The sequence below is a fragment of the Streptomyces spirodelae genome, assembly GCF_017676385.1.
Classification (GTDB): domain Bacteria; phylum Actinomycetota; class Actinomycetes; order Streptomycetales; family Streptomycetaceae; genus Streptomyces; species Streptomyces spirodelae.
In genome coordinates, this window is sequence record NZ_JAFFZN010000030.1 from 1 (window position 1) to 16969 (window position 16969).

11 protein-coding genes are annotated in these 16969 nt (G+C 70.9%); 2 read left to right on the plus strand and 9 right to left on the minus strand.

Annotation, left to right across the window (positions count from 1 at the left end):
* On the minus strand, window positions 1–1177 hold a 1177-nt coding region (locus tag JW592_RS26695), incomplete at its 3' end, for a CobW family GTP-binding protein (protein WP_229376924.1).
* A gap of 238 nt (window positions 1178–1415) precedes the next feature.
* Here JW592_RS26695 and JW592_RS26700 point away from each other — a divergent pair.
* Window positions 1416–2381 carry a ferredoxin family protein gene (locus JW592_RS26700; RefSeq protein ID WP_209267801.1) on the plus strand — a complete coding sequence of 322 codons (966 nt, stop codon included), beginning with the start codon at window positions 1416–1418 and terminating at the stop codon, window positions 2379–2381.
* On the opposite strand, the gene JW592_RS26705 is transcribed toward JW592_RS26700, so the two are convergent.
* From JW592_RS26705 to JW592_RS26715, 3 genes are all read right to left on the minus strand, one after another.
* Window positions 2359–4038, minus strand: coding sequence for a solute symporter family protein (locus JW592_RS26705; protein WP_209267802.1), 1680 nt, complete (start codon window positions 4036–4038; stop codon window positions 2359–2361). The two genes, JW592_RS26700 and JW592_RS26705, sit on opposite strands and share 23 nt — an antisense overlap.
* Window positions 4035–4625: a DUF485 domain-containing protein gene (locus JW592_RS26710; protein ID WP_209267803.1), complete on the minus strand. Its 591-nt coding sequence runs from the start codon at window positions 4623–4625 to the stop codon at window positions 4035–4037. The genes JW592_RS26705 and JW592_RS26710 overlap by 4 nt, the downstream gene beginning before the upstream one ends.
* Window positions 4626–4756: 131 nt before the next feature.
* A complete protein-coding gene (locus JW592_RS26715; protein WP_209267804.1) occupies window positions 4757–6880 on the minus strand; it encodes a DNA gyrase/topoisomerase IV subunit B in 2124 nt (707 codons plus the stop codon).
* Between the two features lie 551 nt (window positions 6881–7431).
* Between JW592_RS26715 and JW592_RS26720 the strand changes: the two genes are divergently transcribed.
* A complete protein-coding gene (locus tag JW592_RS26720) occupies window positions 7432–7662 on the plus strand; it encodes a DUF7455 domain-containing protein (RefSeq protein ID WP_209267805.1) in 231 nt (76 codons plus the stop codon).
* Window positions 7663–7966: 304 nt separating this feature from the next.
* On the opposite strand, the gene JW592_RS26725 is transcribed toward JW592_RS26720, so the two are convergent.
* The 5 genes from JW592_RS26725 to JW592_RS26745 form a co-directional block, all read right to left on the minus strand.
* On the minus strand, window positions 7967–8905 hold the full coding sequence (locus JW592_RS26725; RefSeq protein ID WP_307805561.1) for a serine protease: 939 nt from the start codon (window positions 8903–8905) through the stop codon (window positions 7967–7969).
* Between the two features lie 301 nt (window positions 8906–9206).
* Window positions 9207–10799, minus strand: a complete 1593-nt coding sequence (locus JW592_RS26730; protein WP_209267806.1) for an RNA polymerase sigma factor — start codon at window positions 10797–10799, stop codon at window positions 9207–9209.
* Between the two features lie 1317 nt (window positions 10800–12116).
* Window positions 12117–13154, minus strand: coding sequence for a FadR/GntR family transcriptional regulator (locus tag JW592_RS26735; RefSeq protein ID WP_307805566.1), 1038 nt, complete (start codon window positions 13152–13154; stop codon window positions 12117–12119).
* Window positions 13155–13449: 295 nt separating this feature from the next.
* Window positions 13450–15987, minus strand: coding sequence for an ATP-binding cassette domain-containing protein (locus JW592_RS26740; RefSeq protein ID WP_209267807.1), 2538 nt, complete (start codon window positions 15985–15987; stop codon window positions 13450–13452).
* Between the two features lie 184 nt (window positions 15988–16171).
* Window positions 16172–16927, minus strand: a complete 756-nt coding sequence (locus JW592_RS26745) for an NUDIX hydrolase (protein ID WP_209267808.1) — start codon at window positions 16925–16927, stop codon at window positions 16172–16174.
* Window positions 16928–16969: the final 42 nt, after the last annotated feature.

Sequence of the window (16969 nt, forward strand, 5' to 3'; positions counted from 1 at the left end):
CCGGCTCTTCCAGGCCGTCCACGCCGTGCGACTCTCCCGGGTCGTCCTCGCGGGTGTCGACGTACCGGAGCACTCCCCACATGGCGTGCTCGTCAGGGCCCTCGGGCCCTGCAACGCAGGCGGTCAGCCCGTCGTGCAGCGCCGCACCGTCCACTCCGGAGCCGATCAGCACCAGCTCCGTCGGCCGTTCCTCGGACCGGGGCCGTCGCTGGGGCGCGAACCGGAGGAAGCCGCCGACGGCGTGCACCTCGTACACGTTGTCGGGGTCGGCCGCGCCGAAGTCCACATAGCCCTTGAGCCGGTAGAGCCCCTCCGGCCTGGCGTCCAGGAACTCCAGAAAGCGACGGGGGTCCAGCGGCGCTGGCGAGGTGAACTCCACGGTGTCGTAGGCGGTGTGCAGGTGTGCCGCGTGGCTCCCGTCCCCGCCCCCGTCGCGGCCGCCCCCGTCGCGGCCGCCCCCGTTGCAGCCGTCCTCATCACAGCCGTCCGCGTCGTCGCCGTACAGCAGCGAGTCGAACGAGAGCTGTTCGACAGGTGGCCTCTCGCGCCGTACGCGGTCGAACAGGAGCGTCGGGTCGACGCGGCCGAACGAGGCGGGGACGACGGGCGTGGCAGGACTGAGCCGCCGCAGTTCCGCGCCGAGGGCTTCCCGGCGCTCGTCGGCCACCCGATCGGCCTTGTTGAGTACGAGCAGATCGGCTGCGCGCACATGGCGCTCCAGCTCGGGGTGGCGTGCGCGGACGGCCTCGAACTCCGCCGCGTCCACGACCTCCACCAGTCCGCCGTAGACGACGTGCGGGCTCGAACTGGCCAGCACCATCCGGATCAGCGTCTCCGGCTCGGCCACTCCGCTGGCCTCGATCACGATGACGTCCATACCGGCTGCGGGGCGCGCGAGCGTGTCGAGGACCTCGTCCATGTCGCTGGTGTCCACCGCGCAGCACAGACAGCCGTCCCCGAGGGAGACCATGGAGTCGACCTGGCCGGAAACCGCCATGGCGTCGATCTCGATGCTGCCGAAGTCGTTGACGATGGCCCCGATACGGGTGCCTCTCGCCCGGCGCAGCAGATGGTTGAGGAGGGTGGTCTTTCCCGAGCCGAGGAAACCAGCCAGTACGACGACCGGGATACGGCCGCCCACCGCGCCCCGCTGGGTACCGGCATCCGTTGCGCGCAACGCTCCGCCCCTCCTGTCCGACTCCGCTCTGCGGCTGTGCGGTTCCATGCTGCGGTGGCCTCCGGTCATGCCCTCCCCGGAACCTGCCGGCCCCCCGCGGAACGGCTGCCGATCGTACCGAACGGATCTCTCCGGTTCTCCGTTCAGGGCGCCCCGCCCCCTGCGGATGCAGGCGTCGGCCGAGGGCGCGCTGCGGCCTGCCCGGCGCTCCACGGGGACGCAGGTTAGGCTCGCCTGTGTGAGCATGTGCGCGACGGCCTCCCAGGCCCTGGCCGAGCCCCTCGCGGGGACGGCCGCGACAGCCCGTATCTGGCTGCTGATCGAGCAGCCGGGCCCCTGGGGCAAGAAGGCGCTGACCCAGAGCCATTTCGACCCGGAGCTCGGGCAGGCCCTCGACGCGGCGGCGAGCGCGCACGGCGGCCGGGTGGCGCTGATCCGGCGGCCCGGACGGCACGCCGACAACTCCCCCACCGCGCGGCACCGCGTCTACCTCGCCCGCACGGTCCCCGGCGACTCCTGGGTGTGGACGACGGAACTGCCCGCCGGCGGTCTGAGCGCGCTGCGCGGGCTGGATTTCGGGGCGCTGGAGGCCCCCTCGGGCACGGGAGGTCCCCCGGTGCCCGGGCCAGGCTGGGAGCCGTACACGGGCGACCCGCTCGCCCTGGTGTGCACCAACGGAAAGCGGGACCGCTGCTGCGCGCTCCTCGGGAGACCGCTGGCGGCCGAGCTCGAAGCGTCCGGTGGCACGAACGTCTGGGAGATCACCCATATCGGCGGCCACCGCTTCGCGCCCACCCTCCTCGTGCTGCCCTACGGGTACGCGTATGGGCGGCTCGGCGCCCCCGCGGTCAAGAGCGTGCTGGATGCCGTCCGGGACGGCCACGTGCTGACCGACGGCTGCCGTGGCCGCTCGGCCTGGGACCGTCCTGGCCAGGCCGCCGATCTCGCGGTACGGGAACACACGGGCGAGACGGGCGCGCACGCGCTGGCCGTCACCCAAACGCGCGAGGAGCCGGAAGCGGGGCGCCGACTGGTGACCGTCACGCATCAGGACGGCCGCAGGTGGCGGGTCACCCTCGTCGAGACCGCCGAAGGGCCTGCCGTGCCCGCGAGCTGCGGTGCCGCCCCGACCAGCCAGGTACGGATGGCTGCCGTACGGATCGAGGAGCTGCCGCCAGGGTTCAGACCGCACGCGCGCCCGTGAGGGAGCGCACCTCCGTCTCGGCGTACCGCACCGCCTCGGCGCTCCCGCGGGAGAGCAGGGTGCCCAGCCAGCCCGCGAGGAAGCCCAGCGGAATGGAGACGAGCCCGGGGTTCTCCAGCGGGAAGCAGACGAAGTTCCGGCCCGGAAACAGTGCCTGTGGACTGCCCGAGACGACCGGCGAGAGTGCCACCAGCGTGACGGCGGACAGCAGACCGCCGTAGACCGACCAGACGGCTCCACGCGTGGTGAAACGGCGCCAGAAGAGCGCGTACAGCAGCACAGGCAGGTTGGCCGAGGCGGCCACGGAGAAAGCCAGCCCCACCAGGAACACCACGTTCAGCTCCCGCGCCAGGAGACTCACCCCGACGGCGAGCGCCCCGACCCCGACGGCGGCCACCCGCGCGACGGCGACCTCGCCGCGACGCCCGCTCCTGGCTTCGGCCCCCTGGGATTCGGCGGTTGGGAATTCACTCCTTCTCGCCGGTACTCGCCTGGCTGCGGCCCTCCCCCGGCCGCGCCGGGCCAGTGACGCGGACAGGTCGTGCGCAACGGACGCCGAGGCGGCGAGGGTGACCCCCGCAACCACCGCCAGAGTGGCGGCGAAGGCGACCGCCGCCACCACGGCGACCAGGGCGGCTCCCCCGGCGGAATCCGCCCCGCCGCCCAACGCGGCCGACAGCAGCGGGACAGCGGTGCTCCCCGCAGGGCCTGAGCCGTGCAGTGTGTCGGTGTCCACGAGGGCCGCCGCACCGGTGCCGAGAATGAGACTCATCAGACAGAAGCTCCCCACCAGCCCGATGGTCCACATCACCGAGCGGCGTGCGGCGCCCGCGGTCGGCACGGTGGAGAATCGCGCCAGGATGTGCGGCAGCCCGGCCGTACCGAGCACCAGCGCCAGGCCGAGGCTGAGGAAGTCGAGCCGGGAGGCCCAGCCCGCGTTCCCATGGAGCAGCCCGGGCACCAGGAAGTCCTCGCCGTGACCGCTGTGTTCGGCGGCACTGGTCAGCAGCGCGGTCAGGTCACCGCCGAAGCGCAGCAGCACCAGCACGCTCAGAACCAGCCCACCGCCGAGCAGCAGCACCGCCTTGACGATCTGGATCCAGGTGACTGCCCGCATGCCACCGAAGACGACAGAGAAGAGCATCAGGGCGCCCATCACCAGCACCGTCCACGTGCGGGCCGCTCCCCCGTGGCTGCCCAGCAAGAGCGCCACCAGACTGCCGGCACCGACCAGTTGCGCCACCAGATACAGCACCGAGACGGTTACCGACGAACACCCCAGCGCGATCCGCACAGGCCGCTCGCGCACCCGTGCGGCCACGACATCGGCGAGCGTGAAGCGCCCGCAGTTGCGCACCTGTTCCACGACGAGCAGCACGAGCACCCATGCCACCAGGAAGCCCACGGTCCAGAGCATCCCGTCGTAGCCGTAGAGCGCGACCAGTCCGGCCATGCCGAGAAAGGCGGGGGCGGAGATGTGGCCCCCGACAATGGCGAAACCGTTCTCCAGTGGGGTGAAAAACCTGCCGCCTGCGTAGAACTCCTCCGGGGAGCCGCGCCGGTGCCGCCTGCGAGCCGCCACATTGGTAACAGCCAGCGTGACGACCACCACGGCGCCGAAAAGCAGCAGTGTCAGCGTCTGGTGCCCGCCGCTCACCGCGGGCCGCCCTTGTCGGATGCGACGGATGCGGCGGATGCGACGGATGCGGCGGACGGAGCCGCCCGGGTCATCTCCTGGGTCTCCCAGCGCAGTTCCAGCGCGAGCCGGTCCCTGCGCAGCCGCGCGTGGCGGGCGTACAGCCAAGCCAGCAGGAAGACGGCGGCGAACTGTGCGAGCCCGGCCGCCATACCCGCGTTCAGCACACCGGCCACGGGTCTGGCCATCAGCCCGGGTGCGGCGACAGTGAGCAGGAGGAAGCCGAGGTGCATCAGCAGGAACGCCGCGCCGGCAGGCAGCGCGAAGCGCCGGTGACGGCGGCGTAGCTGTTGGAAGGCCGCGCTGCGCTGGACAGCTGGATAGACGCCGAGCCCGCCGGAGGCCGGACCCGGCTCACCGGACGGCAGCCCACGCTCGCCAGGTGGCAATCCGTGCCCGGCCGGCGGCAGCCCATACTCGGTCGACGGAAGTCCATGCTCGCCGCGCGGCATCGGCGCTCGTTGCCGGGGGAGTGCGGCCGGAGGGGTGCCGACGGGTTCGGGACCGCCCGTGGCCAGGGCGTCGTGCCAGGGGTCGTCGATGCGCATGCCCCAGAATGAGCGCAGGCCACAGATCACTTTCAGGGCAATCCCGTCCCTTCACACCTTCAGGTGACAACTGCTCCAGGTGTGAAGGACGGGACTGCGTTGGGGAGGGGCGGCGGGGCGCGTCCCGTCGCTCAGACGTCGATGCGCGAGCGGTCCAGCGTGGCGGCGGAAGAGCTGATGAACTCCCGGCGCGGCGCAACCTCGCTGCCCATCAGCAGATCGAACGCCTGCTCGGCCGCTTCCAGATCACTGATGTTGATCCGCCGCAGGGTGCGGTGGCGCGGGTCCATGGTCGTCTCGGCCAATTGGTCCGCGTCCATCTCGCCCAGGCCCTTGTAGCGCTGGATCGAGTCCTTGTAGCGGATGTTCTTGCTCTCCAGCTCCAGCAGCGTCTGACGCAGTTCGTTGTCCGAGTAGGTGTACAGGTACTTGTCCTGGCCCTTCTTGGGGTTGATCAGCTCGATCCGGTGCAGCGGCGGCACCGCGGAGAAGACCCTGCCCTCCTCCACCATCGGCCGCATATAGCGCTGGAAGAGGGTGAGCAGCAGGCAGCGGATGTGCGCGCCGTCCACATCCGCGTCGGCGAGGAAGATGACCTTGCCGTAACGCGCCTGGTCGATGTCGAAGGTCCGCCCGGACCCGGCTCCTATGACCTGGATGATCGCGCCGCACTCGGCGTTCTTCAGCATGTCCGAGACGGACGACTTCTGAACGTTGAGAATCTTGCCGCGGATCGGCAGCAGCGCCTGGAACTCGGAGTTCCGCGCCACCTTGGCGGTGCCGAGCGCGGAGTCGCCCTCGACGATGAACAGTTCGGTGCGGTCGATGTCGTCGGAGCGGCAGTCGGCCAGCTTGGCCGGCAGGGCCGAGGACTCCAGCGCGGTCTTCCTGCGCTGCGCCTCCTTGTGCTGCCGCGCGGCGATACGCGTACGGGCAGCGGCGGCGACCTTCTCCAGCACGGCGCGGGCCTGTGCCTTGGCGTCGCGCTTGGAGGAGGTCAGGAACGACTTCAGCTCCTTGGCCACGACCTGCGCGACGATCCGGGAAGCCGCCGAGGTGCCCAGCACTTCCTTGGTCTGGCCCTCGAACTGCGGCTCGGCCAGCCGGACCGTCACCACGGCGGTCAGCCCCTCGAGGGCGTCGTCCTTGATCACGTCGTCGTCGGCGACCTTCAGCAGCCGGTGGGTGCGCAGTGCTTCGTTGACCGTCTTGGTGACCGAGCGTTCGAAGCCGGAGACATGGGTGCCGCCCTTGGGGGTGGCGATGATGTTGACGAACGACCTGAGCGTCGTGTCGTATCCCGTACCCCAGCGCAGCGCGATGTCCACGCCCAGCTCGCGCTGGACCTCGGTGGGGATCATGTGGCCGCGGTCGTCCAGGACCGGCACGGTCTCCTTGAAGGTGCCCTGACCCTGCAGCCGCAGCACGTCGCAGACGGCCTTGTCGGGGGCGAGGTACTCGCAGAACTCGCTGATGCCGCCGTCGTAGTGGAACGTCTCCTCGACGACGCCCTCTTCCTCCAGCCCGCGCTCATCCCGTACGACGATCGTCAGGCCGGGCACCAGGAACGCGGTCTGGCGGGCGCGCGCGTGCAGCGTCTCCAGGGAGAGCTTGGCGTCCTTGAGGAAGATCTGCCGGTCCGCCCAGTAGCGCACCCTGGTGCCTGTGCGGTTCTTCGGGATCTTCTTCCCCTTCAGCAGCCCGCTGGAGGGGTCGAACGGCGCGTCGGGCCCGGACTCGGTGAAGATACCGGGCACACCGCGGCGGAAGCTGATGCTGTGGGTCCTGCTGTGGAGGTCGACCTCGACGTCCAGCCGGGAGGAGAGCGCGTTGACGACCGAGGCGCCGACGCCGTGCAGACCGCCGGAGGCCGCGTAGGCGCCGCCGCCGAACTTGCCGCCGGCGTGCAGTTTCGTCATCACGACCTCGACGCCGGAGAGCCCCGTCTTGGGCTCCACGTCGACCGGGATGCCACGGCCGTTGTCGCTGACCTCGACCGAGCCGTCCTCGTGCAGGGTGACCTCGATCCGGTCGCAGTACCCACCCAGGGCTTCGTCAACCGAGTTGTCGATAATCTCCCAGAGGCAGTGCATCAGGCCACGGCTGTCGGTGGAGCCGATGTACATACCCGGCCGCTTGCGCACGGCCTCCAGCCCCTCCAGGACGAGCAGATGCCGCGCGGTGTAATTGGAACCGCCCTCGCGGTCTGCCCCGGTCAGCAGTGCGGTGGACGGCACGGACATGTCGGCGGTCACGCGGTTCGCTCCTCGCTGAATTCTGCTTGAGACGGCTGGGTTGCCGCGTCAGAGGGTACCGAGGCCCAAGACGGCACGTGGCGTGCGACCCAGGAGACGGAAGTGTGCGACCCGGGAGACGGATCAGGAGAACTGCCATGCTAGCTCACGTTCGATATTCTGTTCGATAAGGCGATGGATGCCGACCCCGTGCCGCAAACATCACGTTCCCATCCAGGCATGAACCATTTAGGCTCCGGGCACGTCCTCCACAACGAAGGGTTGGACACCCCGGAGTCGGAAGACAACACAACGGCACGAAGCAGACCTGCCAGCGCCACTGGCAGAGCCGGCCACCACACACCGTCACAGACCCAAGACAGACCGAACACATCGACGGACACCGACGGAAAGCTCCCAACCCCTGCAATACGGCCCATTCGCCGCCACCCGGCAACTATCCGGCCTCCCGGCCAAAAAAGTCCGGGAATGAAGGCCAGTGCGGGAACGTTTTCGGCCTGGTTGGATGTTGACCCTGGTACGACAGCTCGTCGAGCTAGAGAAGAGGCGACGTGACTACAGTTCTGACCCCCGCGACTCCGCTGACGGCAGCCGACCGCTGTGACCGGTGCAACGCACAGGCGTACCTGCGCGTTGTCCTCGTAAGCGGCGGAGAGCTGCTGTTCTGCGGCCACCACGGCCGCAAGTTCGAGCCGGAACTCAAGAAGATCGCCGCGGAGATACAGGACGAGACGGAGAAGCTCACCGCGACTCCCGCCACCGCAGGCGATGACGAACGATGACCTGCTGAACCGACGCCTTCGCGTCCACGTCCGACGAGCTATCCCGGCACAGGCCGGAAACCGGCGGACGGTCCTCCCCATCCCGGGAGAACCGTCCGCCCTCGTCATTTCCGGCCCCTCTTGCCGACCGCCGCTCGCCGACCGCCCTGCCCGACCCCTCTCTCCGGTCCGGGCGCGCTCCGCAGGGGCCCCGCGTGCCTACGCGGGCCCTGGGTGCCCTCCGGCCGCTGCCGCCGCCCCGTTGCTCGCTGCGCCCCTGCCCAGGCTCCCCCAGACAGTCCCGACAGGCGCCTCAGGGGGCCACTCAGGGGCCTGAGGGCGAGGCCGTGCCATCCTGGCCCTGGACGACGGATTCAGTCGCGGAGATCCGCGTATAGACGCCGGGCCTACCCGGCTCACCACAGCCGATGCCCCACGAGACCAGGCCCACCAGCTTGCCCTGGGCGACCAGCGGACCGCCGCTGTCCCCCTGGCACGCGTCCCTGCCTCCCCGCTTCAGCCCGGCACACATCATGGTCACCGGGTCGTAGGTGCCCTCCACGGAGCCCGGGTAGGCCGTCTTGCAGTCCGCGTCCGGCAGTACCTTCACTCGCGCGGCGTGCAGCGTGGTCGCGTAATTCCCGCGGCCTGTGGTGTCGCCCCACCCGTAGACCGAGGCCGGAGTACCGGACCGGTAACCCGGATCGCCCCGGTGGGCCATCGGAATGACGGACTCCTGGGGCACCGGGGATGCCAGCCGCAACACGGCGATGTCCCCCCTGTTGGTCCTGGAGTCGTAGTCCGGGTTGACCTTCGAGGACTCGACCGCGATCTCCTTGCCCGCCGTACTCGTCAGATCCCCACGCCCCGTGATCACACGCAGGTCGTCGACCTGTGCGGGATCGGCGCCCAGCACCTCCCGGCTGAGGCAGTGCGCGGCCGTGACCGCCGTACGAGGGCCGACGACGGCACCCCCGCAGAACTGGCCCGAGCGCTGCGGGCCGAACCGGGTACGGCTGGAGAGGGCCACGACCCACGGGTGAGCCTCTGCGCTCACCGGACCGCCGCCGACGACGACGCGGTCGGACCCCTTGTCGTGGGCGGCGTGGGCGGCGTGGGCGGCGTGGGCGGCGTGGGCGGCGTGGGCGGCGTGGGCGGCGTGGGCGGCGTGGGCGGCATGCGCGGCGGCCTGCGGGGCTGCCGGAGCGAGCAGCGCCGCTATGAGTGCCACCCCCAGGGCGACAAAGCGACTTTCTGACCGCACCGGGGTGCGGCTGTCGCCTGTTCGCTTACAGCGCATCGATCGCATGAGACCGACCTCCTGACCGTACGGAACTGTCTGACTACCCAGGGTGTTCCGAGATCACGCGAGTCGCATCCCGGGCGCACCGGGGAGCCCCCGAGACCCGCACAGGAGTGCGGATGCCAGGTCAAGTGAACGGCAGCAGCGGAGGGAGGGGCCGGACGGGGAGGGGCCGGAGAACTACGCGGAGGCCGGTGAACCCTCGTTCGGGTTCATCGGCCTCCGTGTAGTCCGGCGCTGTTCCTCTCAGCCCACGGCGACGTCAGTCCAGGTAGTCGCGGAGCACCTGAGAGCGGGACGGGTGGCGCAGCTTGGACATCGTCTTCGATTCGATCTGACGGATGCGCTCACGCGTCACGCCGTAGACCTTGCCGATCTCGTCAAGCGTCTTGGGCTGGCCGTCGGTCAGGCCGAAGCGCATCGAGACGACACCTGCCTCGCGCTCGCTCAGCGTGTCGAGCACGGAGTGCAGTTGCTCCTGCAGCAGCGTGAAGCTCACCGCGTCCGCGGGGACGACCGCCTCGGAGTCCTCGATCAGGTCACCGAACTCGCTGTCGCCGTCCTCGCCCAGCGGAGTGTGCAGCGAGATCGGCTCCCGGCCGTACTTCTGGACCTCGACGACCTTCTCAGGCGTCATGTCCAGCTCCTTGGCCAGCTCCTCCGGAGTGGGCTCGCGGCCCAGGTCCTGGAGCATCTGGCGCTGGACACGGGCCAGCTTGTTGATGACCTCGACCATGTGCACCGGAATACGGATGGTGCGGGCCTGGTCGGCCATGGCGCGGGTGATGGCCTGCCGGATCCACCACGTCGCGTAGGTCGAGAACTTGTACCCCTTCGTGTAGTCGAACTTCTCGACCGCACGGATCAGTCCGAGGTTCCCCTCCTGGATCAGGTCCAGGAAGAGCATGCCGCGCCCCGTGTAGCGCTTGGCCAGCGAGACCACGAGACGGAGGTTGGCCTCCAGCAGGTGGTTCTTGGCGCGGCGCCCGTCCTCGGCGATGATCTCCAGCTCGCGCTGCAGCTTGGGGGCCAGCTTCTCCTCGGCCGCCAGCTTGTCCTCGGCGAAGAGACCGGCCTCGATCCGCTTGGCGAGCTCGACCTCCTGCTCCGCGTTGAGGAGCGGGACCTTGCCGATCTGCTTGAGGTAGTCCTTGACCGGGTCGGCCGTCGCCCCCGCTGCGGCGACCTGTTGGGCCGGCGCGTCGTCCTCGTCATCGTCGGAGATGACGAAGCCCTCGTTCTCGTTCTTGACCTCGACGGCGGGTCCTTCCTCGGGACCGGGCTTGCCCGAGGGCTTGGCGGCGATGTCCTCCACCAGCTCCTCGTCGCCCTCGAGCAGTTCGTCGACGACGGACTTCTTGGCTGCGGTCTTCTTCGGCGCTGCCGTCTTCTTGACTGCGGTCTTCTTCGCCGCGGTCTTCTTGGCCGCGGCCTTCTTCGCGGGCTTCGGCGCGGCCTCTTCCCCGGCGTCCTGGGCGGCACCCGTGGCGGAGGTGGCGGCCGGGGCAGCCGGAGCCGCGCTCGCCGGGGTGGCCTTTTTGGCCTGTGTGGTCTTGGCGGCGACTGTCTTGGTGGCGGTGCGCTTGGCCTGGGTCTTCGCTGCGACGCTCTTACGGGTGCGTTTGGGCGCCTCGGCTGCACTCACCATCAGCGTCACACCCTCCTCGTCGAGGATCTGGTTGAGGCTGCGCAGAACGTTCTTCCACTGGGTTGGCGGAATCTGGTCAGCCTCGAAGGCCCGACGTACGTCGTCGCCGGCGATCTGCCCCTCAGCCTTCCCCCGCTCGATGAGCGCCATCACGGACTCGGATTCGGCGATCTCCGCGGGGAGAGTACGGGATGTGCTGGCCGACACGAACAACCTCTCGGAACGATGGAAACGGCGGACCGCCGGCGGGGATGAACCGACGGCGCGGGCGGAGCAGTGGAGAAATAACGGGTAAGAACAAGAGCCCCGTATGGAGCGCCCGTATTCCCTCCTCCGCTGTCACCTCTTGAGTCATCGCATGGGGACGGGAAGCGTTACGCCCAATTCACGTGGCCCGAGTCACACCGCATACCCGGTACTACGCGGTGATAACCGGACGAAACGGGTGCTCGTGTGGGTGAGAGCGGGTGCCCTGTGTGGGTGAGTGCGGGGTTCAGCCCGAACTCGTGGGTACGGCCGTGCCGCCGGAGAACGGAGGCGCGGCCGTCAAGAACCATGGTGCCCCGGAGAATCCGGGTCCCGGCCCAGACCCGGTCGGGGTCGGGATCGGGGTCGGTGTCGGAGTCGGAGTCGGAGTCGGCCGGAGCGGACAACCCATCCGGCGGGTGGGCTCGGCCGCGTACGGAGAACCGGCCCGGCATGTGGGCCGGACCGCGTTCTGAGACAAGGCCCGGCGTGCGAGCCCGACCGGGTACGGAAACCCTTGCAACGGGCGAACTCGCCCGGCCCAGCACGGCTCGGGAGGGCGACCCGGCGGCACGGCGACCGTGCGACGCCGAACCTGCGGGAAGCCGACCGTCCGAGTGGCGACCTCGCGGCGGGCAGGCACCCGCACGGGCAGCGAAGCCCACGAGGGACCCTGCTCCCTGTGGAAGGCCGATCCCGCGAGGGAATCCGGACCCACACGGCAAGTCGTCCGCGAGGAGGTCGGCCCCACCAGTGGCCCGGCCCCGCAAGGAGCCGGACCCGCAAGGAGCCGGCCCCGCAAGGTGAGCGCTGCCCGGTGCGGGGAGACAACCCGGTGCGGGGAGCCGTCCCGGAGAGGAGAGCTGTCGTACTGGGGACGCCGCCTCGGCGCGGGGAGCCGCCCCGGGGCACACACGCCGCACCCGAGAAGCCGGGCCCCTCCTCGGAGGGCAAGGTCCCAGGCCGAGGCCGCCCCGGATGGCACCGGGTCCGGCCGAGCTTCCGTGCCAGCCCCGCGCCGGGGCCCGCCGACCTGCTGTGCCGCCCCCTCGCCGGGTCCGGGCCAGGAATCGGGCGGCGGACCGCCCGGCCCCGGTCCCGCCTCTGGCTCCCTCCGCCGGTCCCGGCAGAGCGGTCCCGCGGTGGGACCCGAGGGCCGAGCCCCGGGCCGGGCCGTCCGGCTGCGGCCCGGGGCCATGCCAGGGCGCGGATTGCCGGGCGAGCGCCGTCGAGAAGGCCGAGCGAGCCGTGCGGCCTGCCCGAGGGTGCCCGCTCCGGTCAGTGCTCGCGAGGGGCGGGCACCACATGGTCCGCCCCGCCGGCGGCACCCGCGCTGCCCGGCTGACCCGGCTGGCCGGTTCCGGCGGGCACCCCGTGGGTCCCCGGCTGGGCGGCCTGGGCCGACTGCGCCGCCTGGGCGGGCTGACCGGAGGCGGCCGCAGCGGGCGCGCCCTGCGCGGGCTGCGCGGCGGGCACCGACTCGGCTTGCCCGCTCAGCACCTGACGCATGGCCGCCTCGGCGACGGCCGCCTCCCCAGCAACCATCGCGTCCACGACCCGGCGGTGGTTGGCGACGGTGCTCTCGGTCGGCTGCTCGCAGCAGGCGGTCGCCCCACCGGAGACCTGCAGCGCGGAGGAGACGATGCCGGAGAGGTGCTCCAGCATCCGGTTGCCCGCCGCCTGCAGGATCAGCCCGTGGAACTCGGCGTCGGCCCGCGAGAAGGTGAGGGCGTCACCCTGGGTGTGAGCGTGGCTCATGATCTCCGCCATGTCGGCGAGGCGCTGGTGCATGTCGTCGTGGCTCTGCCCGGCGGCGAGGCGGGCGGCGAGGGGCTCGATGGCCCAGCGCAGCTCGCACAGCTCGCGCCGCTGCCCTTCCCGCTGGGGGCCGAAGGCCCGCCATTCGATGATGTCGGGGTCCAGCAGATTCCAGTCGCTGACCGGCCTGACCCTGGTGCCGACGTTGGGCCGCGCGCTCACGAGGCCCTTGGCCTCGAGGACACGCAGGGACTCGCGTACGACCGTACGCGAGACCTCGAAGCGCTGGCCGATCTCCTCGGGGACGAGAGGGCGGTCGGCGCCCAGGTCTCCCGAAACGATCATCTGGCCGAGCTGCTGGACGAGTTGGCCGTGCAGGCCCCTGCCTCGGCTACCGGACGCACGTCGTCCCACTCGATTCATCTCAGCCTCGGAACCCTCCCACGCCGAGGCGTTGGTTGTGGTGCGCGCCGTTCCCGTGGACTCGGCGTATGCGTAGCGGTCCAGCTCGCCCGGGCCTACGAGGCCGGTGTCGACGGGGCGAGCCGCGGTCATCATGGAGTGCGCAAGGGTAGTCACGACCACTTGTGTCGGCCGAGGTCAGCGCGGTCTTGAGGGCTTTGGTGAAAAGCACACGAAAGGGTGATCGCTGGCTCCCTTACAATTGACGCCTTATCGGAAAGAACGGACCACATCACTGGTGGTCAGAGCCATCTACCGCCCTTGAGTGCCGGATTGGGCCCCACGGCATGTGAACAACTGGCGGATTTACGGTGTTTCCGGCGCACGACGGCTCAACCCCGTTCCGTCGTACGGCCGTCCAGACCGTGAAACACGCGCCCGGGGCCGCTCACTACCGCTGTCTCGGCCGGCCACGCAGCGAGGTGAGGGCGTAGGCACAGAACAGCACGGTGACCGACAAGGCGAGGGCCCGGCCCACCGGTTGCGAGACGATTCCCACCGCCACGGCGCCCGACTGCTCCGCCGCCGAGGGCCAGGGGAAGAGCAGCAGGGAGTGCAGCCGCTCCGGCAGCCCCTCGAACGACTCGCCCCCGGCCCCGGCGGCGGCGGCCTTACGCACAAGAGGCGCCACCAACGTCGGCACAGCCGCGACGGCGGCCACTCCCAGCACCGTCGATCTGAACACTCCGGCGGCCAGCAGCCCCGCCCAGGCGCACCCCACGCAGAGCGCCAGCACCGCCAAGACCTGCACCCCCAGTGAGGGCACCGTGATCCCGGCCTCCGGCCCTTCGGGGTAGGTGAGGCTGGTGAGGCTTGCGATGTCAAATGTGTGGTCGGGGAACGAGTAGGCCAGGCTGTCCGCGCCATAGCACAGGGTCAGCGCCGCCGCGTTGCACAGTGCGGTCGCCACACAGAGGGCCACTGCCGTGACCGCCGTCACCCCCAGCTTGGCCACCAACAGCCCGAGTCTGCGCGGTACGGGAACATGCGCCGGTACGAGCGCCGGGTAGCGGAACTCCTGACCGAACGCCATGGCCCCCAGCAGCCCTGCCGCGACAGCAGCCGGCGGAACGAAGAACGGTGAGCCCGGCGGCCACCCGGTGAGCAGTCTCAGTCCGGGCGCGCTCCCCGCCGCCGCATCGGCTGTTCCCCCACCGTCCGCTCCGGCCACCACCAGGGAGATGCCCAGCGCCGATACCAGCGCCAGAACGATCAGCACCCACGGCGTCCGCACCCCGAACAGCCGCAGCAGTTCGTAACGCAGCGGTGCCACCGGTCCCGGCCTGCGCACCACGGGCGACTCCGGAAGCAGCGCCCCCGCGCCGCTCCTCGTTCCCCCGCTCCTCACCCCCGGGCGGGTGGAAGGCGCAGCGCCGGGAACCGACTCCCGTTCGTCCACCGAGGGTTCATCTGCGCCCGAAGGCCGGTCCCGGTCACGCTTGGAGGACGGCTCTGCTGCCGGATCAGGTGCTACCGGGGCCGATCCGCCGGACGAGAGACCCGTCGCTCGTTGCGACCGCCGAACGGGATCACCAGTCGAGTCCCCGGCAGCGGTCCGTGACTGCTCCTGCCCCGCCGCCACGAGTGCCCCCTCCGGCATCGGGCCGCCCTCGCCCGTCGGCTCCCGCTCCCCCGCCGGGTGCCTCGCCACCGCGGGGTGCGCTTCCGCGCCGCCCGGCTGCGCCTCTGCGCCGTGCTCACCGCCCGCTCCGGGGGCCGTACCGTGTCCCGCTCCGGGGCCGGCCTTCGGCTCCGCTTCAGCGGCTTCGCCACCGCGCACTGGCGTCGCTCCCCCTGATGAGGAACCACCGGGTGCGGGAACCGATGCCTGCCCGACGGCAACCTCCCCCTCCCGGGTCGGGGTGTCCCCGCGCACCGCGTGACTCGCCTCGTCCACACAACAGACCCCCACGACTGCCCCCTTCGCTTGCTCCCCCGTGCTCGCGGCGGCCGTACCGGCCCCCGAGTTGCCCGTCCCCGCGGGCGCCCCCCGTCGGGCGGCTCGTCCGTCCGCCCGGTTCAGCGGCCCGGGACGGGAGCTGTCACCGGCGTCCCCGATCTCCTCGGCCAGCCTGTGGACGAGGATTCCGTGCCGGAAGGCGGACTCGCCCACCGCCGCACAGCTACTCCCGTAGACCGCGACCTTGCTGCCCCCTTCCCGCACCACTTCGAACGGCCCGCTGCTCGACCGCTCCGCGCTCCGTGCCTCTTGCGAGAGCACGGCCGCGAATCGCTCCGCGTGCGGCGTTCTGACCGCCACCCGAGGCCGCAGCCGGGTCCTGGAGAAGTCGGCCACCGCCTGATCGGCAATCAGACGACCGCGGTCGAGAGAGACCACCCGGTCCGCGATCCGGGCCGTCTCCCTCGCGTCCCGCGAGGTGGCCAGCACCACTCCGCCCTGCTCCGCGAACCCGCGCAGCAATCCACGCACCCAACTGGCCTCCCGTGGCGACAACCCCCGCGTCGGCTCGTCCAGCACCAGCGTGTGCGGGTCGCCCAGCAGCGCCGCCGCCATCCCGAGCCTGCGGTCCATCCCGAGCGAGAAGTCCCCGAGCCGCTGGTCGGCCAGCCCGCTGAGCCCCGCCACGTCCAGCACTTCGTCGGCCCGCTCCACCGGCACCCCCGCCACAGCGGTCAGCATGCGCATGTGCCCCCGGGCCGTACGGGCCGGATGACCCGGTACATCGCCGAGCAGGGCGCCGATCTCCCGTGCGGGATACGGGATCCGCTGCACCGGCCGCCCGCGGAAGAGCGCCACGCCACACCCCGGAACGAGTTGCAGCATCAGCCGCAGCGCCTCGCTCTTCCCCGAACCAGTCCGGCCCAGCAGCACAGTGACCTGGCCGGGGCGCGCCTCGAAGGTGAGGTCGTCGACACGCGGCAGGCACTTGCGCCGGACCGTGCTGGTGAGTCCGATGGCCTGAATCATCGCTTCTCCCGCAGAACGCGTGGCAGACGCACCACTGCAAGATAACGCGACATTTGCGACTTTCTGGGTAGCCGCTCGGGCAGCCCCCGCCAGGAACCGCGCCCCACCGCCCCTCTCGCCTCCGGGGCCCGGCCTCACAGCTCCGGCGCGCCCGCCGCCCGCAGCCCTGGCGCCTGCCCCGGCCTCATACCTCCGGCCGCAGCATGGGCGGATTGAGCAGCGTGGCCCCTCCCGCCCGGAACAGCTGGGCCGGCCGGCCGCCCTGACGGGTCGTCGTCCCGCCGGTGGGCACCAGGAACCCGGGCGTGCCGGTCACCTTGCGATGGAAGTTGCGCGGATCCAGCGCCACACCCCATACGGCCTCGTAGACCCGCCGCAGCTCCCCCACCGTGAACTCAGGAGGACAGAAGGCGGTGGCGAGCGAGGAGTATTCGATCTTGGACCTCGCCCGTTCCACCCCGTCCCGGAGGATCTGGTCGTGGTCGAAAGCGAGCGGGGCCTGCTGCTCCGCCTCCCATCCCCCGCCATCGCCCACGCCCAGCAACGTGTCCGTGGGAGCCCACCGGGCACTGCGCGCGTCTCCGCCCGCGATGGGCGAGGGCAGGTCGGGGGCGAGGACCAGGTAGGCGACGCTGACCACCCGCATCCGGGGGTCCCGCTGCGGTGCGCCGTAGGTGGCGAGCTGCTCCAGATGAGCGCCCGCGTCCTGGTCCTCGAGGGCCTGCGAGCGCAGTCCGGTCTCCTCGGTGAGTTCGCGCGCGGCCGCCGCCTCCAAGTCCTCGTCGCCCCGCACGAAGCCGCCCGGCAGGGCCCACCTGCCCTGATACGGAGGCTCACCCCGGCGTACGACCAGGGCATACAGTGCGTCCTTGCGCACGGTGAGCACCACGAGGTCGACAGTGACGGCAAAGGGCGGGAAGGCCGACGGATCATAGGGCATGGCGCGATCATAGTCGTCTCCTTGACGATAAACAGTCGTTCC